The organism is Mesorhizobium sp. M0028 (assembly GCF_040323855.1).
Classification (GTDB): domain Bacteria; phylum Pseudomonadota; class Alphaproteobacteria; order Rhizobiales; family Rhizobiaceae; genus Mesorhizobium.
Window position 1 is genome coordinate 1 of record NZ_JAMYVG010000005.1, and the last position, 21,820, is coordinate 21,820.

The 21,820-nt window shown below is 60.1% G+C and carries 19 protein-coding genes; 18 read left to right on the top strand and 1 reads right to left on the bottom strand.

The window, feature by feature from the left end; all coding sequences use genetic code 11:
• Window positions 1-271: 271 nt before the first annotated feature.
• Window positions 272-619 carry a KTSC domain-containing protein gene (locus NKJ93_RS12250; protein ID WP_352589278.1) on the bottom strand — a complete coding sequence of 116 codons (348 nt, stop codon included), beginning with the start codon at window positions 617-619 and terminating at the stop codon, window positions 272-274.
• Window positions 620-751: 132 nt separating this feature from the next.
• Between NKJ93_RS12250 and NKJ93_RS12255 the strand changes: the two genes are divergently transcribed.
• The 18 genes from NKJ93_RS12255 to tnpC all read left to right on the top strand — a co-directional run bounded on the left by NKJ93_RS12255 (window position 752) and on the right by tnpC (window position 21,600).
• Window positions 752-985 carry a hypothetical protein gene (locus tag NKJ93_RS12255; protein WP_352508341.1) on the top strand — a complete coding sequence of 78 codons (234 nt, stop codon included), beginning with the start codon at window positions 752-754 and terminating at the stop codon, window positions 983-985.
• Between the two features lie 974 nt (window positions 986-1,959).
• Complete coding sequence (locus tag NKJ93_RS12265) at window positions 1,960-3,987, top strand: conjugal transfer protein TraG (protein ID WP_352589283.1); 2,028 nt, start codon at window positions 1,960-1,962, stop codon at window positions 3,985-3,987.
• A gap of 119 nt (window positions 3,988-4,106) precedes the next feature.
• Window positions 4,107-4,520 (top strand): CopG family transcriptional regulator, encoded by a 414-nt coding sequence (locus NKJ93_RS12270; protein WP_352589286.1) that lies wholly within the window; start codon window positions 4,107-4,109, stop codon window positions 4,518-4,520.
• Window positions 4,517-5,485, top strand: coding sequence for a P-type conjugative transfer ATPase TrbB (gene trbB / locus NKJ93_RS12275; protein ID WP_352467841.1), 969 nt, complete (start codon window positions 4,517-4,519; stop codon window positions 5,483-5,485). Before NKJ93_RS12270 ends, trbB begins: the two co-directional genes overlap by 4 nt.
• Before the next feature lie 11 nt (window positions 5,486-5,496).
• Entirely contained in the window at window positions 5,497-5,805 is a 309-nt protein-coding gene (locus NKJ93_RS12280) for a TrbC/VirB2 family type IV secretion system protein (protein WP_023680310.1), read from the top strand.
• Window positions 5,805-6,077: a VirB3 family type IV secretion system protein gene (locus tag NKJ93_RS12285; RefSeq protein ID WP_352589289.1), complete on the top strand. Its 273-nt coding sequence runs from the start codon at window positions 5,805-5,807 to the stop codon at window positions 6,075-6,077. Before NKJ93_RS12280 ends, NKJ93_RS12285 begins: the two co-directional genes overlap by 1 nt.
• Window positions 6,071-8,521 carry a conjugal transfer protein TrbE gene (trbE, locus tag NKJ93_RS12290; protein WP_352589291.1) on the top strand — a complete coding sequence of 817 codons (2,451 nt, stop codon included), beginning with the start codon at window positions 6,071-6,073 and terminating at the stop codon, window positions 8,519-8,521. The genes NKJ93_RS12285 and trbE overlap by 7 nt, the downstream gene beginning before the upstream one ends.
• Window positions 8,518-9,243: a P-type conjugative transfer protein TrbJ gene (gene trbJ, locus NKJ93_RS12295; RefSeq protein WP_023718720.1), complete on the top strand. Its 726-nt coding sequence runs from the start codon at window positions 8,518-8,520 to the stop codon at window positions 9,241-9,243. The genes trbE and trbJ overlap by 4 nt, the downstream gene beginning before the upstream one ends.
• A 36-nt stretch (window positions 9,244-9,279) precedes the next feature.
• Window positions 9,280-10,602 (top strand): P-type conjugative transfer protein TrbL, encoded by a 1,323-nt coding sequence (trbL, locus tag NKJ93_RS12300; RefSeq protein ID WP_352589293.1) that lies wholly within the window; start codon window positions 9,280-9,282, stop codon window positions 10,600-10,602.
• Complete coding sequence (gene trbF / locus NKJ93_RS12305) at window positions 10,603-11,334, top strand: conjugal transfer protein TrbF (RefSeq protein ID WP_352589295.1); 732 nt, start codon at window positions 10,603-10,605, stop codon at window positions 11,332-11,334.
• A complete protein-coding gene (gene trbG / locus NKJ93_RS12310; RefSeq protein WP_352589608.1) occupies window positions 11,324-12,352 on the top strand; it encodes a P-type conjugative transfer protein TrbG in 1,029 nt (342 codons plus the stop codon). The genes trbF and trbG overlap by 11 nt, the downstream gene beginning before the upstream one ends.
• Before the next feature lie 10 nt (window positions 12,353-12,362).
• The gene (locus NKJ93_RS12315; RefSeq protein WP_352589611.1) at window positions 12,363-13,580 is read left to right on the top strand and encodes a TraB/TrbI/VirB10 family type IV secretion system protein; all 1,218 of its coding nucleotides are present in this window, start codon (window positions 12,363-12,365) and stop codon (window positions 13,578-13,580) included.
• Between the two features lie 11 nt (window positions 13,581-13,591).
• Window positions 13,592-13,864, top strand: coding sequence for a DUF2274 domain-containing protein (locus NKJ93_RS12320; protein WP_352589298.1), 273 nt, complete (start codon window positions 13,592-13,594; stop codon window positions 13,862-13,864).
• Window positions 13,865-14,270: 406 nt separating this feature from the next.
• Complete coding sequence (locus NKJ93_RS12325) at window positions 14,271-17,504, top strand: hypothetical protein (protein ID WP_352589301.1); 3,234 nt, start codon at window positions 14,271-14,273, stop codon at window positions 17,502-17,504.
• A 79-nt stretch (window positions 17,505-17,583) separates the two neighbouring features.
• A complete protein-coding gene (locus NKJ93_RS12330) occupies window positions 17,584-18,930 on the top strand; it encodes a beta/alpha barrel domain-containing protein (RefSeq protein ID WP_352589304.1) in 1,347 nt (448 codons plus the stop codon).
• Window positions 18,931-19,166: 236 nt separating this feature from the next.
• Entirely contained in the window at window positions 19,167-19,640 is a 474-nt protein-coding gene (gene tnpA, locus NKJ93_RS12335; RefSeq protein ID WP_352589613.1) for an IS66-like element accessory protein TnpA, read from the top strand.
• On the top strand, window positions 19,621-19,974 hold the full coding sequence (gene tnpB, locus NKJ93_RS12340) for an IS66 family insertion sequence element accessory protein TnpB (protein ID WP_352589306.1): 354 nt from the start codon (window positions 19,621-19,623) through the stop codon (window positions 19,972-19,974). Before tnpA ends, tnpB begins: the two co-directional genes overlap by 20 nt.
• Before the next feature lie 54 nt (window positions 19,975-20,028).
• Window positions 20,029-21,600 (top strand): IS66 family transposase, encoded by a 1,572-nt coding sequence (tnpC, locus tag NKJ93_RS12345; RefSeq protein ID WP_352589308.1) that lies wholly within the window; start codon window positions 20,029-20,031, stop codon window positions 21,598-21,600.
• Window positions 21,601-21,820 lie beyond the last annotated feature (220 nt).

Below are 21,820 nucleotides of genomic sequence, written 5' to 3' on the forward strand. Positions count from 1 at the left end.
CTTCAGCGCGCCGCACGTTGGATGAGAAAAGGGTGCTGCGTGCACCGCGCCTTCCCCGCGCGCCGATGTTCCACCTGGACCGCAACCCGCCGCACTGCCAGAACGGCGGGACCGATCAAACGCTTTGCACCAGGCGGGGGGATGCGGGGGTTGGGCTTGCCAAGTGAGCGCGGACCGTAACCAACCTAAGCGCAACAGCGGCAAGGCGTCCACCAACCGCCGGTTGGAGCGACAGGACGATTGAGCCACCGGCAGGTCAGGTCATCCCGGGTCATCGCTCGCAACCAGATGGTAGCGGAAATTTGTTGCGGATATGGTCGTTGAAATAGCGGCCCTTGGCGAACGCGGCCCGGAACGCGGCAAAGGTTTCCGGCGGCACGTCCTCAAACTCGTACCGTTTGCCGCTGGCCAGGAACCAGACCGAGAGGGTCCTTCTATCCAGATCATATTCCATCTTGCGGATCGAAGTAGATGGCATGAGCACCACAGGCCGAGGCCCGCGCCGTTGCGGGGAGCGCGGGCCGATCGGGATACCGATCTGCAGCAATACCTGGAGGGGGAGGATTCGCTGCGTGCACCGAACTTTCGCGGCGGTCCCGTGTTCCCAATCGAGATACACAAAAAGCTGGCTGCACCTTTCGGCATCACGCGGACGTTGGATTGTGAGAAAGCGCGAGCGTCAATACTAACTTCTGGTGATGGAATTTTCCCGTGAGATAGGCACGCTCCACGGCGAAAGGAGTGCCCCGCCATGACCGTCCTCGCCTACAACCTTGCCAATGACATCGAAGGATTGTGGAGGGTCGTCTTCGTGCCGGACGAACTGCATCTGTATGTGGAATTCAGCCAGCCAGACGCCGACACAAACCCGGCTGATTGGATGAGCGTTGATGATTTCCTTGCATGGCGGCCGAAAGGCGCACTCCACGAGCGAGCGCGCGACAGCTTGGTTTCGCTCATTTGCAAGGCGCTGACAGGGCGATGAGACAAGGGAAACCCGCACCGAGATCCAGTGCGAGCGCCGCGAGTGGGCCTAGGGCCCCACAAGCCAGTGCCACCCCGCCGCCGGCAAACCGCGGCGGGCGAGTGCCTCGGGGACACGATGGTAGATTGCCAATGCGTTCGCGCGTGTGGCCTTAAGTCGCAAACTATTGGCTTCAGAAGCAGGGCGTAGGGCTTCATTGATGGTGCTACCAACACCATATGGTGACCCATAGCCTTCCAAAACGAGAGAAGCTCGTCCCGACGGGTCGCACTGCGGCCGTCCGCCGGCAATTGCTATGAACTAGGAAACCATCATGCCTGAAAATATCAGACCAACTTCGAGAGATGTCCCCCTCATTCAGCTAGGCCTCTATCAGTGCCGCTTCCCGGTGAGCGAAGACGCTTCTGTACCCGGCGGTTATCGTTTTTGTGCTGGGCCAACTTCGCCGGATCGCGTCTACTGCGATCACCACCACCACATTGTGACCGCCGTGGACCCTCGTCGAGCCCGTTCGGGTCTCCACCTCGCTCAACGACGCGCCGCGTAAGTCTGGCTGGCGGCGGTCTCCCGGCCAGGCGCTATGCGCTCCAAGGCCGCCTTGGCTACGACCTTTCCGTCGGCTCGGTCTGGCCCATCCTCCCTTATGCCGTCTTCGCCGATGTATCCCCGTCGCCCGATTGAGAACGACGACTTCTCGCCGAGCCCTTCAGCTCGCTACTCGCACAAACGCGTCGGCTCCAAAGGTTTGTCTGTCAGCACATCTTCAATGTGCCCGCGCCTGAAGCCCAACATCTTCTGCGACCAAACCGCGTACCTGGCACCGCCGATCGGTTGCTGCGGCGGATTTTCGCTGTTCGCAGCTGAACAATGCCTATCAACCTTGTCATCGCACCTAGTCGCATGTAGCGGCCGTTCGAATTCTCATCGCTCGGCGCGATGTTTGGTCCGTCTGGCCAGAAGAGCGGAGCAAGCCATTGACACCCACGAAGTTGCTGATTGGGCAGATCGCTGTCGTATTCGCAATTGTCATTCTTGGCGTGTGGACTGCAACCCAATGGTGCGCCCACATGCTCTCCTATCAGCCGCCACTCGGCGCGCCATGGTTTGTGACAGTCGGCTGGCCGATCTACCAGCCGTGGAAACTGTTCGAATGGTGGTTCCAATTTGACGCCTATGCGCCTGAAGTCTTCGACAAGGCTGGCATACTTGCCGGAGCCAGCGGGTTCCTGGGCTGTGCCGCCGCGATAGCTGGGTCCCTCTGGCGCGCACGGCAGCGGGGGTTGGTCACCACCTATGGGTCCTCACGATGGGCCATGAAGCTGGAAATCGAGAAGGCGGGGCTGTTTCAGCCGGCCGGCGTTTTCCTTGGCGGACTGAATTATCGCTATCTGCGCCATGACGGACCGGAACACGTCATGGCCTTTGCGCCGACACGTTCGGGCAAGGGCGTCGGACTCGTTGTTCCAACCCTTCTTTCCTGGACCGGCTCGGCCGTCATTCACGACATCAAAGGCGAGAACTGGCAGCTGACCTCTGGCTGGAGGTCGAAGTTCTCGCACTGTCTCTTGTTCAATCCGACCGATCCGAGATCGGCGCGGTACAACCCGCTGCTGGAAGTGCGCAAAGGTCCAGATGAGGTCCGCGACGTTCAGAACATCGCCGACATTCTCGTCGATCCGGAAGGCGCGCTGGAGCGGCGGAACCATTGGGAGAAGACCAGTCATTCACTTCTAGTTGGCGCCATCTTGCACGTGCTCTACGCCGAAGAGGAAAAGACACTCGCCCGTGTCGCCACCTTCCTGTCGGACCCGCAACGCTCATTCGCTGCGACACTGCAGCGGATGATGACCACAAACCATCTCGGCACGGTGGACAAGCCTCAGGTCCATCCGGTCGTGGCCTCGGCGGCTCGTGAGGTGCTGAACAAGTCAGAGAACGAGCGCTCAGGCGTTCTCTCGACCGCCATGTCGTTTCTCGGGCTCTATCGTGATCCAACGGTGGCCGCGGCAACATCGGCCTGCGACTGGCGCATTGCCGACCTTGTGGATGCCGAGCGACCGATGTCGCTGTATCTGGTCGTGCCGCCGTCGGATATCTCGCGCACTAAGCCCTTGGTGCGATTGGTGCTCAATCAAATCGGCCGGCGGCTGACCGAGCGCCTGGAGGGCGATCCAAAGAAGAGCCGCAAGCATCAGCTCCTGATGATGCTGGATGAATTTCCGGCGCTCGGTCGGCTCGACTTCTTCGAGACTGCGCTCGCCTTCATGGCAGGCTACGGCATCCGCGCTTATCTGATAGCGCAATCGTTGAACCAAATCTCCAAGGCCTATGGCGAGAACAACGCCATTCTCGACAATTGCCATGTGCGGATTGCCTTTTCCTCAAATGACGAGCGCACGGCCAAACGCATCTCGGACGCGCTCGGTACCGCGACGGAACTCAGATCGATGCGTAACTATGCCGGCCATCGGTTGGCGCCCTGGTTGTCCCACGTCATGGTAAGCCGCCAAGAGACCGCTCGCCCCCTGCTGACGCCGGGTGAGGTGATGCAGTTGCCGCAGGCTGACGAACTAATCCTGGTTTCGGGATTGCCGCCGATTCGCGCCAAGAAGTTGCGTTATTACCAGGATCCGAATTTCACGGAGCGAGTGCTGCCTTCGCCGGTGCTGCGCGACGGTGCCTACGCGGATCGGCCCACGTCGCGCCCGGACGATTGGAGCGGACAGGTGCGCGGCGTGGATCGGCGTCTTGCTGGCGACGACGACAGTGCCGGCGCGTCAATCGAAGACGGAGGTGTCCAGCAGCAGCGCCATCCGGGCCTGCCCGAAGAACGGACCCTCGTCGCCCAGGAGCCTGATCATGGCGATCTGTTCACGCCCGCAGACGATGACTGCGAGACGCTCGCCGACAAGCGCGTCATGGATCGGATTTCCACCGCAGCACGTGCGTACGGCCTCAATGAGGGAATGGGCGACGACAAGGACATCGTGCCCGGCTTCTGAACGGCGCGCCATACGCGGGCGCATCTCAGCGTAGATAACGGCCGTAAGCGATTTCGAGGATCTCGACGATGCTCGTTCCCGTCGCCGGTGCATCAGCGCCGGTCAGAGGAACGAGCAGCATGAAGCCCCACCGCATTCGTCACCAGTTTTTGCTTGAACCCGAGTTGAGCGAGAAGCTGGAGAACCTCAGCCGCAATCCATCGACCACCAAATCAGCCATTGTGGCGCACGCGGTCGAGACCTTTATCGAGCGGCGTGGGGAGAATGAACTCGACCACCGCTACGGCAAGAGGCTCGACCGTCTTTCCCGCGACCTCGGACATGTCAGGCGCGATGTCGAGATGATCCTGGAGAGCCTGGCGCTCTTCATCCGCTTTTCGATCACGCTTCATGCTCACACGCCGGTGCCGGACAGGGCCACGCAAGCGATTGCCCAGGAGCGCTTCGAGAAATTCGTCGAACAAGTCGGCCGCCAAATCGCTTCCGGGAAACGGTCACTTGGCACGGACGATCGCAGGGGAGGGGAAGGATGAGTTCTCATCCGGAAGCCGACCATCGCCGCCGCGTCATGCTGCGCACCGCCATGGGTCCGGCGATCACCGAAGCCCTTGCCGATCCGACCGTCATTGAGGTGATGGTCAATCCCGACGGTGCGCTGCGGCTCGACCGGTTGGGTGAAGGCCGGGTCGACACCGGCGTGCACATGCATCCTTCTGAGGCCGAACGCATCATCCGCCTGGTCGCCTCCCACGTGCGCGCCGAGGCGCATGCTGACAATCCGATTGTCAGCGCCGAATTGCCCTCGGGCGAGCGCTTCGAGGGTCTGCTGCCGCCTGTCGTGCTGGGGCCATGCTTCGCCATCCGAAAGCCTGCGGCGAAACTCTACACGTTGGCCGACTATGTCGCCGACCGGGTCATGCTGCCGCTGCAGGCCGATGCGCTGAAGAAGGCGGTCCGCGAGCGGCGCAACATCCTGGTCGCCGGCGGCACGTCGTCGGGCAAGACAACACTTGCCAATGCGCTGCTGGCACAAGCCGCCGATTGCGACGAGCGGGTGATCCTGATCGAGGACACGCGCGAACTGCAATGCGCGGCGAAGGATTGCGTTGCCTTGAGGACGAGGCGGGGGTCGGTCACGCTCGCCGATCTCGTGCGCTCGACCCTGCGGCTCAGACCCGACCGCATCATCGTGGGCGAAGTCAGGGGCGCGGAAGCCCTGGACATGCTGAAGGCATGGAACACCGGGCATCCCGGCGGCATCGCGACCGTTCACGCCAATTCGGCGCGCTCCGCTCTCTACCGTATCGAGCAGCTCGCCCAGGAAGCCGTCGTCACCGTTCCCCGCCGCCTCATCGCTGATGCGGTAGATCTGATCGTCTTCATCGCTGGGCGCGGATCCTCGCGCCGCATTGACGCGATCGCTGAGGTCACCGGTCTCGACAGCAGCGGTGATTACGCCGTCACCCCGCTCACGCTTCCGCAACTCCAGCAGTTTTGAAAGGTCACCTCATGCTCAAGAAGCTTCGCTTCCTTTCGTCCACCGCGCTCGCGTTTCTTCTCACCGTCCCGGCCCACGCAGCGGGCTCCGGCATGCCTTGGGAACAGCCGCTGCAGCAGATCCTTGAGTCGGTGCAGGGACCGGTCGCCAAGATCGTCGCGGTGATCATCATCATCACAACCGGCCTGACTCTTGCCTTCGGCGACACGGCAGGCGGTTTTCGCCGGCTGATCCAGATTGTCTTCGGCCTGTCGATCGCCTTCGCGGCATCGAGCTTCTTTCTCTCCTTCTTCTCCTTCGGCGGCGGGGCACTCGTCTGATGGCCACCGGAGAGCAGCATATCGAGGGTTTCGAAGTCCCCGTTCACAGGGCATTGACTGAGCCGATCCTGCTGGGCGGCGCGCCGCGAGCGGTCGCGATCCTCAACGGCACGGTGGCCGCGGCAATAGGCCTTGGCCTGCAGCAGTGGATCGCCGGACTGGCGCTCTGGATCGCCGGCCATACCGTCGCGGTCTTTGCCGCTCGCCGCGATCCGGACTTCGCCAGCGTGCTTGTCCGTCATCTTCGCCTGACGGGGTGGCTTGCATGCTGAACCTTTCGGAGTATCGCGGCAAAGCCGATCGGCTTGCAGATCATCTGCCCTGGGCCGCTTTGGTCGCGCCCGGCATCGTGCTCAATAAAGACGGTAGCTTCCAGCGAACCTTCCGGTTCCGTGGCCCCGACCTTGAAAGCGCGACCGAAGCCGAATTGGTCGGCATCTGCGCACGAGCCAACAATGCGCTACGAAGGTTGGGCTCCGGATGGGGATTGTTTTTCGAGGCCGAGCGCGTTGAAGCGCTGGGCTATCCGAGGTCGGCTTTTCCCGATGTTGCCTCATGGCTGGTCGATGAGGAACGGCGCGCGGCCTTCGAGGGCAAGGTCGCGCACTTCGAGAGTCGCTATCATCTGACCTTGCTCTTCATGCCGGCGCCAGATGGCCAGGCGCGGGCGGAAAGCGCACTGGTCGACTCGCATCACTCGGGAGGGGCTAGAGACTGGCGCCAGGAGCTGGCGTGGTTTCGCGACGAGACCGACCGCGTCCTGGATTTGCTGTCCGGCTTCATGCCGGAAGTGCGCGCCCTCGATGATGCCGAGACGCTAACCTATCTGCACGGCACAATCTCGACCTACCGCCATCCGGTCGCCATGCCGGAAACGCCAATGTATCTCGACGGTGTTCTGGTTGACGCGCCGCTTACCGGCGGCCTGGAGCCGATGCTGGGTGAGCAGCATCTGTGCACCCTCACCATCCTTGGTTTCCCGAACGTCACCCGGCCAGGGATCCTCGACGCGCTCAACCATCAGGATTTCGCCTACCGCTGGATGACGCGCTTCATCCCGCTCGACAAGACGGAAGCCACAAAGACACTGACCCGGTTGCGCCGTCAGTGGTTTGCCAAGCGCAAATCGATCGCAGCCATCCTGCGCGAGGTCGTGACCAACGAACCCGTCCCTCTCGTCGATAGTGACGCCGACAACAAGGCGCTCGATGCGGATGCCGCCCTTCAGGCATTGGGCGGCGATCACGTCGGCTTCGGCTATCTCACCACAACGGTGACGGTATGGGACCAGGACCGGCAAGCCGCCGCGGAAAAGCTCCGAGCGGTTGAGCGCATAGTCAATGGGCTCGGCTTCACCACGATCCGTGAAAGCATCAATGCGGTCGAGGCGTGGCTCGGCTCGTTGCCCGGTCATGTCTACGCTAACGTTCGCCAGCCGCTCGTTCACACGCTGAATCTTGCCCATGTCATGCCGCTGTCGTCGGCGTGGGCCGGTCCGGTGGATAACGAGCATCTCACCAACGTGACTGGGACCGAATCCCCGCCGCTTCTCTTCGCAGAGACCAACGGGTCGACACCGTTTCGGCTTTCCACCCACGTTGGCGATGTCGGCCACATGCTGGTCGTTGGTCCGACCGGTGCCGGCAAGTCGGTTCTGCTTGCGCTAGTCGCTCTGCAGTTTCGACGCTATGCCGGGGCGCAGGTCTATGTCTTCGACAACGGCAATTCGGCTCGTGCGGCAACACTGGCCATGGGCGGAGAACACCACGCTCTGGGCGCGGATGGTGCGCTTGCCTTCCAGCCACTGAGCAATATCGGCGACCAGGCTACTCGCAGCTGGGCGGCGGAATGGATCGCCGGCCTCGTTGCCCATGAGAATGTCACCGTTACGCCGGAGGTAAAGGAGGCGATCTGGTCGGCACTCATCAGCCTTGCCACTGCGCCGGTGCGGGAACGCACGCTGACGGGCCTGTCGATTCTGCTTCAGTCCAATGGACTCAAGGCCGCGTTGATGCCCTACACGCTCGACGGTCCCTTCGGCCGGCTGCTCGATGCCGATGAAGATCGGCTGGCTTTGTCGGATGTGCAGTGTTTCGAGACCGAAGAGCTGATGCACAGCCAAGGCGCTGTGCTCCCGGTGCTCACCTATCTGTTCCATCGTCTCGAGGAGCGGTTCGACGGACGGCCGACGCTGCTGATGCTCGACGAGGCGTGGGTCTATCTCGACAACCCTCTCTTTGCCGCCCGCATCCGTGAATGGCTGAAGGTGCTGCGAAAGAAGAACGTGTCGGTGATCTTTGCCACGCAGTCGCTTGCCGACATCGCTGGCTCTTCCATCGCGCCGGCGATCATCGAGAGCTGCCCACAGCGCATTTTTCTCCCCAATGACCGTGCCGTGGAACCGCAGGCGCGGGTGGCTTATGAGCGATTTGGTCTGAACGAGCGGCAGATCGAATTGGTCGCCCGTGCCACACCGAAGCGCCAGCATTATCTGCAGTCGCGCCGCGGCAACCGCCTCTTCGAGCTCGGGCTCGGCCCGATCGCTCTTGCGCTCTGCGGCGCCTCTGATCCGGCCACGCAAGCTTTGATCGACAGCGTCCTGTCAGAGCACGGGCAGGACAGCTTTGCTTCCCGGTTCCTGAGTGCGCGTGGCCTCGATTGGGCTGCCGAGCTTCTCCAGCAATTCCCTCAACCAGACAAGGAGCAATCGTCATGATGCGGCGCCGCCTTCTCACCAGCCTTATCACCGTTTCCCTAATCGCAAAACCGATGGCCGACTACGTCCAGCCGGCCCACGCCCTAATCGTGTTCGATCCGTCGAATTATGCGCAGAACGTGCTGACAGCGGCACGTTCCCTGGAGCAGATAAACAACCAGATCCAGTCGCTTCAGAACCAGGCGACCATGCTGCAGAACATGGCGCGCAACCTTCAGCGCCTGGATTTTTCTTCCGTCGGCCAGCTCACAGGTTCGCTCCAACGGATCGACGGCCTGATGACCCAGGCCAGCGGCCTGAGCTTCGATCTCGACAAGCTTCAGAACCAGTGGCGTGTGCAATATCCGGAAAGCTACGACGCCACAATCAAGGTCAGCGATGTGGCGAGCGCCGCGCGCGAGCGCTGGCAAAACGCCATGCAGGCGTTCCGCCAAACCATGAGCGCGCAGTCGCAGATCGTGGAGAACGTGCGGGCCGACGGCGACCTGCTTACCGATCTCGTCAACCGCAGTCAGGGCGCGGCAGGTGCCCTTGAGGCAAGCCAGGCCACCAATCAGCTGATCGCGCTTTCGACCAAGCAGCAGATTCAGATCCAGACGCTGCTCGCGACCCAGTTCCGGGCTGAAGCCGAAGATGCTGCCCGCAAGGCGCAGTCCGAGGAAGCCGCCCGCGAGACGACGAAGCGTTTCCTGGGCACCGGAACGGCCTATCCCGGCAACTGATCAGCAGTTCTTCAAGACAACGAGGAAGGCGGCGACATGAATGACCTCGGCGTCATCGATCGCTTCATGGAGACTTTTACCCGCTATATCGACAGCGGGTTCGGTCTGCTTTCGGGCGACGTCGCCTTTCTCACCACCATCCTGATCGGCATCGACATCACGCTGGCAGGCCTGGTCTGGGCGTTCGGCGGCGAGCCCAATGTTCTTGGCCGGCTTGTCCGAAAAGTGCTCTATGTCGGCGCCTTCGCCTTCATCCTGAACAATTTTAAGAACCTCGCCGACATCATCTACCATTCCTTTGCCGGGCTCGGCATCAACGCATCGGCCGGCAATCTGTCCGCCGACAGTCTCCTGCGGCCAGGCCGCATTGCCGCGGCCGGCTTCGAGGGCGCCTGGCCGCTGCTCAATCAAGCGAGCCAGCTAGTCGGCTTCCCCGAGATCTTTGGCAACGCGCTGACCATCTTCGTGCTGCTTCTCGCCTGGTTTCTGGTCCTCATCGCCTTCTTCATTCTTTCAATTCAGCTCTTCATCACTATCCTGGAGTTCAAACTCACCACATTGGCCGGTTTTGTTCTGGTGCCCTTCGCGCTCTGGAACCGCTCGGCGTTTCTGGCCGAGCGCGTGCTCGGCAATGTGATCTCGTCGGGCATTAAGGTCATGGTGCTTGCTGTCATCGTCGGCATCGGCTCCACGCTCTTCGGCGAGTTCGCTTCCGCGCTGCAAGGCAAGGAGCCGGACTTGGCCGCAGCCATGTCACAGGTACTGGGCGCGTTGGCGCTGCTTGGGCTCGGCATTTTCGGGCCGGGAATTGCCTCGGGTCTTGTCTCGGGCGCGCCGCAGCTTGGCGCGGGAGCCGCACTCGGAACCACCGCGGCGGCCGCCGGATCAACGCTCGTTGCCGGAGGTGCGGCGCTTGCCGGCGCGCGCATGGCAACCGGCGGCGGTCTCGCCGCCGTTCGAGCCGGCACGGCCATGGGATCGGCTGCTTCCACAGCTTGGCAGATGGGGCGTGCAACATCGCCCGAGTCCGGCCTCTCCGGCGTAGCGGCTGGACTGCAGGGCGTTGCCGGCGCAGCTGGCGGCGCCGCGATGCGGGGAATGCGATCTGCAACAGAACCATTCCGGCGCAGCGCCGATGCCGGCCGCGATGCCGCCTGGACCGCGACGGGCGGCCCGCCGACCGCATCAATGACCGGAAACCCTGCCGCGTCAGGTGCCAATGCCGCGCCGGCGTGGGCGAGGCGCTTGCGTTCCGAACAGACCGCGCGCGCCCATCGCCATGCCGCCACGCAGGCCGTCCGTGATGGCGATCGGGGTGGAAGCGGCGCCAACCCCTCTCTCAATGACAAGGAAGACTAGATGCTCTTCAAGCGACCTGTTCAACGCTACGGGAAGACGCCCCACCCCGTCACACCATACCAGAAGGCCGCCCAACTTTGGGACGAGCGCATCGGCACAGCGCGCGTGCAGGCAAGGAACTGGCGCCTGATGGCCTTCGGCTGCCTCGCTCTGGCCACCGGGCTCTCTGGTGGACTCTTGTGGCAGTCGATGCAGGGCCGCGTCGTGCCCTATGTCGTCGAGGTAGATCGTTTCGGCGAGGCGCGCGCCGTCGCTCCAGCAATCCGGGACTACGAGCCCACCGATGCCCAGATCGCCTGGCATCTCGGCCGCTTCATCCAGAATGTCCGCTCTGTTTCCACCGATGCGGTGCTGGTGCGGCAGAATTGGCTCTCGGCCTACGACTTCGCCACCGACCGTGGAGCCCTCTTTCTCAACGAGTACGCTAAGGCCAACGACCCGTTCGGCAAGATCGGCACGCGCAGCGTCTCGGTGCAGGTGACGAGCGTGGTTCGAGCGTCCGACAGCTCCTATCAAGTCAAATGGACCGAGCAGGTCTTTGAGCGCGGCAGCCTCGCCAGCACAACGCGTTGGACCGGGATCCTCACCATTGTGATCCGGCCGCCGAACAATGCCGATCAGCTGCGCAAAAACCCGCTCGGCGTCTTCATCAACGCCATCGACTGGTCGCGCGAGCTCGACAGTGCCGCGCAAACTTCCGTTCCCCCAAAGGAGCCCGCCAATGATAAATAGACTCTCGTCGCTCCGCACTGCGCTGATCCTGTCTGCGTCGGCTGCGGTCATTTCCGCCTGTGCCTCGAAGCCGGTGCCGCCACCTCAGATTTCGTATGACGCGGCTGACTTCAAACCGGGGGCAGTCGAGAAGGCGCCGGAGAGGCCAGTCAACGTGGTCGAGGTGCCGAAACCGTTGCCGTTGCCTGGTCAGTTGCAGCCCGAGCCGGGCAAGGCTGCTGAAGACAAGCGCTCGCCTGAAGAACGTGTCGCCGATGCCAACAAGGCGGCGACGCAGCAACCCACCAAATATGGCTATGTGAATGCGGTGCAGGTTTACCCCTTTGCCGAAGGCGCGCTCTACCAGCTCTATGCCGCACCGGAGCGCGTCAGCGATATCGCTCTGCAGTCAGGCGAGAAACTCCAATCCGTGTCGGCCGGCGATACAGTGCGCTGGGTAATTGGCGACACCGTCAGTGGCTCCGGCGATGACCAGCGCACCCATGTGCTGGTGAAGCCCTTCGCGCCAGGACTTGCCACCAATCTGGTGATCACCACGGACCGGCGAAGCTATCACCTGCAGCTTCAAAGCACGGATAAGACCGCCATGGCGGCCATCTCCTGGACCTACAGCGAGGACCAGATCATCGCGCTAAGCCGGCGCAATGCGCAGGCCGAGGCTGCTATCCCAGTGGCGTCGAATGTGGCTCTCGAAAATATTCGCTTCCGCTATTCGATTACCGGCGACATGCCGCCCTGGAGGCCGACGCGCGCGTTCGATGATGGCAGCAAGGTCTACATCGAGTTCCCGCGCCGCATTGATCAGGGCGAGGCCCCGCCGCTCTTCATCGTCGGTGCTGACGGGGACAACCAGCTCGTTAACTACCGCATACGGGGCAACTATTACATCGTCGATCGCCTCTTCGCCGCGGCCGAACTGCGCCTCGGCACCAAGCAGCAGCAGGTGGTGCGCATCACGAGGACCGACGGCAGGCAAGCGCCGCGGCGGATATTGCTCTTTTCGCGTTCCAGCAGGTGAGGGACGGCCCATGACGGATACTTCCCGCTCCGATGCTCCATCGAAACTCGATCCAGAACAGCTGCAGCTGCGGGCCTCGCCTCGCCGCGCTGTGCGCTTCAAGCGCGGCATTATTGTCGCCATCGCTGCTGTTGGTTCCGGGACCGTTCTAGGCGTCACCATGATGGCGCTGCAGGGACCGGCGCTGCGCATCAAAGAGCAGGCTGAAGAGCTTTACAACACTGAGCGGAAGCCAACCGCGGAGGCAATTGAAAGGCTGCCTAAGGACTATTCCGGGATCAAGCCCAAGCCTCCGGTGCTTGGACCACCGCTGCCCGGCGACCTCGGCCGCCCCATCCTTGAGCACCAACGCCAGCTGGGCATCGCGCCGGGCCAGGAGGTTTCGGCGGAGGAGCAGCGCCTTGCACAGCAGGCGATCGAGGCGCGCGAATCGCAAGTCTTCTTCCGGATCGAAAATCGACCCCGGCAAGCGGATGCCGCCGGCAACGGGCAGGGCGGGCGTCCACCCTTTGAGGCAACGGCTCCACAATCCGATGCCGCACGCGATTCAGCTTCCGTAGCACCGGCCGAGGGCGACCAAAACAATCAAGAACGCAAGCTCGATTTTGTCAGCCAGCGGAACACAAGTGGAATCTACAATCTGCATGCACTGCAGACGCCGGCTTCGCCGTATCAGCTGATGGCCGGCAGCGTCATCGCAGCGAGCCTGATCACTGGCATCAATTCCGACTTGCCCGGCCTCGTCGTCGCGCAGGTCACCGAGAATGTGCACGACACAGTCACCGGCAGTACCTTGCTCATTCCGCAAGGCTCTCGCCTGATTGGCGCCTATGACAGCGTCGTGGCCTTTGGACAAAGGCGCGCGCTGCTGGTCTGGCAACGGATACTGCTGCCCGACGGCTCTTCGATCGAAATCGACAATCTGCCGGCAACAGACACTGCCGGCTATGCGGGGCTTGAGGACAAGGTGGATTTCCACACCTGGCGGCTGATCAAAGGCGTTGCGCTGGCCACGTTGCTAGGGGTCGGCACCGAGCTGAGCCTCGGGGAAGACGAAAGTGACCTGGTCAAAGCAATCCGCGAATCCGCTCAGCAGAACGTCAGTCAAGCTGGCCAGCGCATCACCGAGAAGAATCTCAATATCCAACCCACCATCACTGTCCGGCCCGGTTGGCCACTGCGCGTCATCGTGCGCAAGGATCTTGTGCTGCGGCCGTACCCGAATTGACTGGAGTCATCATGACCAATCTGAAACTCGGCAAACTTCCGGACCGGACTCCTTCGAAGATCACCATAAGCGTAAGTGCAGACCTGAACCAAGCACTGAAGGACTATGCAGCGCTTTATCGTCAGACCTATGGCGAGTCCGAATCGGTAGCGGAACTCATCCCGTTCATGCTGGCGGAGTTCCTGGAGAGCGATCGAGCGTTTGCCAAGGCCAGAAAGGAAGGGCTCCCTGTCGTCGACAAGGCAGAGAAATCGCGGCGGCAGCCAATTTCAGGGTCCGAATAAGTGACAACGACCAGTGAGTCCGAGGGGGCACCTTTCTAGGCGGGCAAATGCATTGAAGCAATTTGCCGGCGACAAGCCGAAACATAGGGCACAATAGACGAGCTGATCTGCCCCGAACCAATGCCGGCTCTGCGCCTAATCCCGGTCATTCCGCCGGCCCCTGCCGTCCTCCAGAAGCGGACATCGCTGGTGGTCAATGCCATGGGCGAGTTTGCGCCTCATCCCTGGCGTTGGAGCTGGCCTTAAACCTTCCTCTAGGCAGACAACTGGAAATGACGACACGGGTCTTCATCGACACAGAAAAATTGAGGGATGGACGCATGGGCTTGTCCACATCGAAAGTGACTGATGTTTACTCGATAGGATGACAATTGGCGGACTTCCCATCTATTTGTTAAGGATGGAAATGAAATCAAAGCCCAGCGAAGTCGCCGATGATTCCATGCAATTGGGGATGTCGCCTTCGCAGTTCATGCGGCAGCTGCGTCCGGAGTATTATTCCGACACAAGTGACAGGTCAGCGTATGTGCTCGATGGGCCAACGCTGAGCTTCCACCTCGACACCATAACCGACCGCAACCAAACGCAAGGCTTCGAGCTTTTCTGCCGAAAACTTTGCGAGCGCGCAATTTGCCCCAACCTTCGCCCTCAAACCGGTCCTGAAGGCGGCGGTGACAGCAAGGTCGATAGCGAGACTTATCCCGTCAGCGACGAGATAAGCCAGACCTACATCGGCGACGTGAAAGCAGCCGGTGAACGCTGGGCATTTGCCTTCAGTGCTAAGAAGACCTGGGCAGATAAAGTGCGCAAGGACGTAAAGGGCATCATAGATACGGGCCGGAAATATGACCGTATCATCTGCGTAACGAGCCGTCCGGCAAGATCGAAAGACCGCGCGCGCCTCGAAGATGAGCTTCTCGACACATGTGGTGTTTCAGTCACGATCCAAGATCGTTCATGGATTGCCAAGGAAATCATAGAGAACGACCGGAAAGATATTGCCTTCAATTACCTCGGGGTCGGACAGGAAATCACCGACCGGCTTCGGCTAGGTCCGGCGGACTATTCGAGAACCCAACAGCTTGAAGACGCGGAAGCCGCGCTGAGCAACCCTGAGGCATTCACTGGTCTGGAGGTTCAGCGGGCGTCTGAAGCACTTATCGCCGCCAAACTTTCCCGTGGATTGGAACGGGCTCGTACAGATACAGACGGCAGATTCCTTCGCGCGATCCGGTTCGCGAAAGATGGAGGCACATTCAGACAGCAACTCGAAGCCCGATACGAATATTTGTGGACCGCTATCTGGTGGTATGACGACCTCGCTCTCGCCAATGAATCATATGACGATCTGGCAGATTTCGCTCTGAAGGCGGATTCAGCGAAGAATGTCGAATTCCTCTGCAACCTCATGCAAGCGTTTTGCAGCGCTGTCATCCACGGTCATCTGACGCGAGAGGATGTAAAATTCGATGAAAGAACGAACGCGCTCATTGCCGCCTTGGAAGACATGGCGGCTGATCGGAATCGACCGAACAACAGGTTGGAATCGCAGATTTCCCTTCTTCTTTTGAAGATGAATATTGAACTGCTTAATTCAAATCGCGAAGCGCTGTCGGAGATATGGAAGTCGTTTTCGGAAGTTCTGATTGATGCGCGCGGGTTGGGTGAATTCGATGCCGAGCGCTTCATCAAATTAGTCGGCGTTACGGGAATGATTGCCGTTTCTGACCCGTCTTACGGTCAGCTAGTTGAGGACGTTGCCGCTTTTGTATCGGAAAGGAAAAGCGAGGGAGAAGGTGCTCTGATCCTCCTTGCTCGCGCCAGCAAGCTCGATCTTACGAAGCCCTTCGAGATCATAAGGCTCGCAGGTAAAGCAGCGATTCAGCTCACGAAGAAAGAATACGCGGACAGTTTGATCGAGGCTCTGCGCCTTCTGACACTTGCCTACCGTAGTGCGGGCATGCTGTGGGCTGCACGGGCCAGCTGTATTTTCCTCGCTGCTTCCCTTGTGATAGAGGGCGAGGAAGAGAGTGAGATTCCGGTTGCCTTTATCCCAACGATGAAGATGTTCGCGTGGATTGCGCTCGAACTTCGGTGCGTTCCTGATTTCTTGAACGCCATCAGATTATTGAACGGGTCTCTCCGTTCTATTCCGCTAACCGATGAATCCAAAAAAGCGCTCTACAACGAAATTCGCGAGTTAGAGTACGCGTTCGCTTGCCAGCTTTTGAACCTCGACGACGAACAGTTGGAAAAGCTGGAAGCTCTTCCTGATGTACTTGAAGCCCTAGGGCTCATGTTGGCTAGGTCGGCTTTGCTTTTCGCATTGGGTCACCGTGAACTGTTGCGATTAGATGGCAGCCTTCCTCCCGAGGAAAGTGATGAGGATATTGATCGGATGTTTTCGATCCTCATGAGTCAGCCAGTGGCAGATTCTATCGCTGGCGTCCTTGTCCTGAATGGGGACAAGCCGGAAACAATATCCACGTCAATCATGGGAATGCGGATCGACGTTGCTACATTGGGGAATGAAGCGAGTTCGCTTCTTGCACAGACATTGGTTGGAGCGTTGGAGGCGTTTTTCGCGACCGCACTCGATGCGGATCTAGTTCCACACACCGAGATAGTGGAAATCACTCTACAATTCACTGAAGATGGCGCCGCGCCTGTTTTCATCTTTGACCCGATGACGATGAAGAGCAAGTTGCATTGGCCATTGGGTTTGTCGCTGACCAGCTTCGACAATCAGCGCGTCGTTCAGGATTTGCTTGCCGTGGTAGCTTCCAGAATTCTTGCCACCGCTTTCTTGATCCAGCGGCCAAAAGACTTCATCGAGCAATTGTTCGTGGGTGAGGCGATCATGAACCGCGCCACAATGGTCGCTGTAAGCCCGAACAGTTATCACCGCGTGCTGAACGAGCACATAGGATCGCTTAAAAACTGGAAGCGAGACGGGCATCGCTCTTATTCCGCAGGTGAAAGACCGTCGCTCCCACGCATAGATTTTCACCAAGAGGAAGAAACAGAATCCTCCCATGAGAGGCCCGTCCGAGAGGGGCCACCCAAGATCACCGATCATCGTAAGATGGGGATCAAATCCGTGATCGACATCCATTCCTGGGATGAGGCAACGTGGAGAGGCACTGCCTATATACAGTTTGACCCGCGGGTTCCGCCCGCCATGGCTTTGCTGTTCGAGAACAGAGCCGCTGCCATAAGCATATTCGAACGTTGGCGGGAACGTGTGGGCGAAGAAGACAAAGACGAAGCGATCAGAATTTCCATCATCAGAAATCTACCAGCGCAGCCTCCGTGCCACTATACAGTGATGATAACTGCCAACCCCGATAAGGAAGATTTCAAGAAGCAGGACACGGTTATTATCGCGTCACGCATGAGGACGATGCAACCCGATGATGATGTGAACCTACAAAGGTTCCTGAGATCATATGAGCATTTCAAAGCTTACCTGCTAATGCCCGCGATTTTCGATGGAGCGGGGGCACCGGACCCTCTTTCCGAGCTGACCATTCTCAAGCGGGAGATCATAGTACGAAATGCCGACGATGTCGGGAAACATGATGTGGACCATATGGCCCTGCGTAGCCACCTTGCACCGCCTCGCAAGCCAAAAGATTAGAAACCTTTTCAGCAGCCGTGGGAACTTAGCGCCAAGCAAATTCGACGAAAGTTAGATGCCATACGTCTAGGACGGACAAATGCTGGAACGTTCAAGAATTCGGCCATTGTCCGAGGATCGGGATATCGATTTCGTTATCACTCAGGCCGGCGGTGGACGAGCACACGAAGATTCGGATCGGAAAGATACCAGAAACTCGGATTACCTCCTTGGGCAATCAATAATCGAACTCAAGCTGCTCGAGGACGAACGGCTCGAAAAGCCCGAAACCCAGGCGAAGATCGGTTCCCTGTTCGGAGCGCTCCAACCGGATCGCCCGGTGGTGGTGATCGATCCGACAATAATCGAGTTCAACGATCGGCACGCGTACGCGTCAATCATGCAAGGGCCGATCAAGGGTGTCGTGAGGTCGGCAAGAGGACAACTGAAGCAGAGTCGCAGAGAAATCGGCGGAGGCGCCACTACGGTCCTTTTCGTCATCAACAACGGCTTCAACGCGCTCACTCACGAGGAGCTTTTGGATCACGTCGTGAGGCGGGCGCGGAACGACACCGATGAAATCGACGGGGTTGTGGTCGCGGGGTGCTATCTTCATGGAGACGGGTTCGACACCTTCGCTCTGTGGCCGATAGACTACGTGCTGATCCGCGAGGAACGCCCATTTTCGGAATTCGAAGCCCTGAGGTCGGCTTGGAACAAGCTTGCCGATCGACATATGACCGAGTTCGTAAGAGGCGAGCATGGTCCGGCGGCGGCGAAGGAAGCTCAGACCGACATCGTGTTCGAGTGGGAAGGGCGTACCTTCGTAAAGCCTGCAACACCTATCGGTGCCAAGAGCGCGTTCTTCGGAGCTCGGCGGCCGAGGCTCCACCATCTTCGCTTCGAACGTGTGAAGCACGTGGCTTTGACCGTTCCGCGGCTTTCGCCAGCAGAATACCGCCGAGTCAGAGCCGCGCTGAAGGACGAACCGCTGTTGGAAAGTTTGGACACCTGGAACGATCATGTCGGCGAGGCGCTCTCATACGGTACGCCTGTCAAACCGGTGGTCCCGGTCGCGGTTTCACGGGGCGGCTGGGAGGCATGGAAGCGTCGCAATCCAGGCTCCTCGGGATTGGACTCTCTGCGAGCCGCCGCGAATGTCCGCTACGGTGTTGAAGCCAGCAGGTTGGTACATGCAGCAAAGGAGCTCCATTCGGGCACCGTCGTTCCTCAAAGGTACATCGCTGTGGTCACTGAACTGATCGGACAGGACGAAAACAATGACGTCTCACGCATCGGCGTTTGTACCGGCGGAGATGTCGAGTGGATCGTTTTGAATGCCAGAGTTCCACATTTTGGAGCTTTGGCTTTGGCTGCCGCTCATGCACTACGTCTTGGCCTGACCAACATTCTCTGGAGACACGACCTGAGATATGCCTGGGTATAGGTTGCGGGCAATTTCTTCTCTGACCTGGGTAGGTCCCAAGCACGCGTCCAACTTCCGTTGTTATAGCGGACTGACAGCTTTCGGCCCATAGGCTGCCGGGCGGCAATGCGCCTCATATCAGACGTAGAGCCAACCGCCTCGTGATCTCAAAGGCGTAAGCGCGAATTTCCCCGCACCTTTTGCTGTTGAGTGCTCTGATGCATGAGGTGTCCACCAAAATAGGTGGACACCTTGTGATGGAAGAAGATGAGCAGAAACTGCGGGTGAGGCTTGTCGGTCGGGACGGGCGACGCCGATACGACCCGGCATCGAAGGACCGTCTTGTCTCGGCCTGTCTTGAGCCTGGCGTGTCGGTATCGAGGCTTGCGCTCGAACATGGGGTCAATGCGAACCTTCTTCGGAAGTGGATAAAGAAGCGGGCGGAGACCCAGTCCCTCCCACAGCCCCCACCATCGGCGTTCATCCCGGTTCAGATTGAAAGCACTTCCGATCGGGCCTTGCTGCGACAGAGCAGCATGGCTGCGGTGGATTTGCCGGGGACTTGCGATGGGGCACGTAGGTCGGCATTGAAAAGGACAGCGCCTTTTTCCTCTCCAGCCAAGGTGAGCGCGTCGCTGCCGAACGGCGTGAAGTTGACGCTGGAATGCGGTGATGTGGATGCATTGACTGCGACCATCGGAGCACTGGGTCATGTTCAGACTGGGCGCTGACCTGAAAGTCTACCTGCACCGCGAGCCAATCGACTTCCGGGCCGGCATCAACAGCCTTGCGGTTCTGGTCCAAGAGACGATGGCGCTCCATCCGTTTGCTCCGGCGGTTTTTGCGTTCTGCAATCGCCGTCGCGACCGGATGAAGCTCCTGTTCTTCGATCGGTCGGGCTTTGTGCTGGTAATGAAGCGGCTGACCGAGGACAAGTTCCGGTGGCCGCGCCGGGAGGCAGCGGTGGTCACGCTTACGACCGAGCAATTGCACTGGATCCTCGACGGCATCGACATCGATGCGATGGTCCGCCATCCGGTGCGGCAATATCAGGTTGCGGGTTGAGGGCTCTCGAATTGAGCGGTTGACGCGGCGGCATGCTTTCGATTCAAGAATCTGATGAATCGACCCGGCGAACCGACTGTTGAAGCGTTGATGGCGCGTATTGCTGCGCTGCAGGCGCAGAACCGTCAACTCACCGAACGCGTCGTCAAACTCGAGGAAGAGCTGGCGCTTGCACGACTGCATCGTTTTGCGCCGCGCAGTGAAAAGCACATTGACCGCCTCTTCAATGAAGCCGAACAGGCCGCGGATGAGGACGCCGCCGACAACGAAGATAGCGGCGTCGTTGTCCTGCCGGACACGGGCTTGCCGGCGAGCGAAGGGGCGACGGGAAAGAAGCGCGGCCGCAAGGCCTTGCCGGAAAACCTGCCGCGCGAGCGCGTCGAGTATGACCTTCCCGACGATCAGAAGGCTTGTCCTTGCTGCCGTCATCAGATGCATCGCATGGGCGAGGCCGTTACCGAGCAACTTCATATCGAGGTGAAGGCGAAGGTCCTGCAGAATGTGCGGTTCAAGTATGCTTGCCGTCATTGTGAGCGTACCGGCATCAACACGCCGGTCGTGACCGCGCCGATGCCCGCGCAACCCTTGCCGGGCAGCATCGCCACGGCTTCGACGCTGGCCTTCGCGCTCGTTCACAAATACGTCGACGGCACACCGCTCTACCGCCTGGCGCAGGCCTTCGAGCGCGCGGGCGTTCCTGTCAGCCGTGGCGCTCTGGGTCACTGGGTGATCGGCTCGAGCGAAAAGCATCTCGCCCGCATCTATGACGTGCTGAAGCTGCGGCTCAGATCGCAGCCCCTCATCCATGGCGACGAGACCACGGTCCAGGTGCTGAAGGAAATGGACAGAGAGGCCACCAGCACCTCGTACATGTGGGCATACCGGAGCGGCCACGACAGTGACGAGCCGATCGTGCTGCTCGATTATCAGCCGGGTCGCGGCCAGATACACCCGCAGACCTTCTTGGGCGATTACCGCGGCATCGTGATGAGTGACGGTTATTCCGCCTGGCGCACGCTGGAAGGGGCAACGCATCTTGGCTGCATGGCCCATTCCAGGCGGCGCTTCGTCGATGCCCTAAAGGCGAGGAAGAAAGGCGGCGGCCCGCCGGAACAGGCGCTCCGGTTCTTCGAACAGCTCTATCGGGTTGAAAGGCAGGCGCGGAACGAAATCCCCGATGACGGCGAAACGCGAGATGACTGCATTCGCCGCTTCCGCCAGCAACATAGTGTCCCGATCCTCCATGCTCTCAAGGCATGGCTCGACGACATCGCCCCAAAAGTCTTGCCGGACAGCAAGCTCGGCGACGCCGTCTCCTACACCCTGAACCAATGGGGATATCTGACTCGTTACACCGAGGACGGCAGCATGCCGATCGACAACAATCTTCTCGAGCGTGACATCAGAATCTTTGCCACTGGCCGGAAAAGTTGGCTGTTCAGCGATACCGTCGACGGAGCCAGGGCCAGCGCCGTCATCTACAGCCTGATGTTGACCTGCCGCGCCTGTGGCGTCGAGCCGTTAGCGTGGCTGCGCCACGTCCTCACCGAATTGCCTCAACGCAACGAGGACGCTGATATCTACGATCTGCTGCCCTTCAACTTCGCCAAAGCAACAGCAGTCTGATCAGACCAGATACCGTTCCCAATTCGAAGGCCATCCGTCGAAAGCGCCGGCGTCAACGTGCAGGGAAAATCGCGCTTACTCAAAGGCGGTCATTGAGCGGTCAGTTGAGGTGGCTGAGGCACCGGTTGCCCCGCCGCTACCGTCCGGGTAAACTCTGGGTCTGAGATTTGACTGTCGGCCATTCATCTTGGCTTGTGCCAGAAGTCTCGCAAAGGTCTTT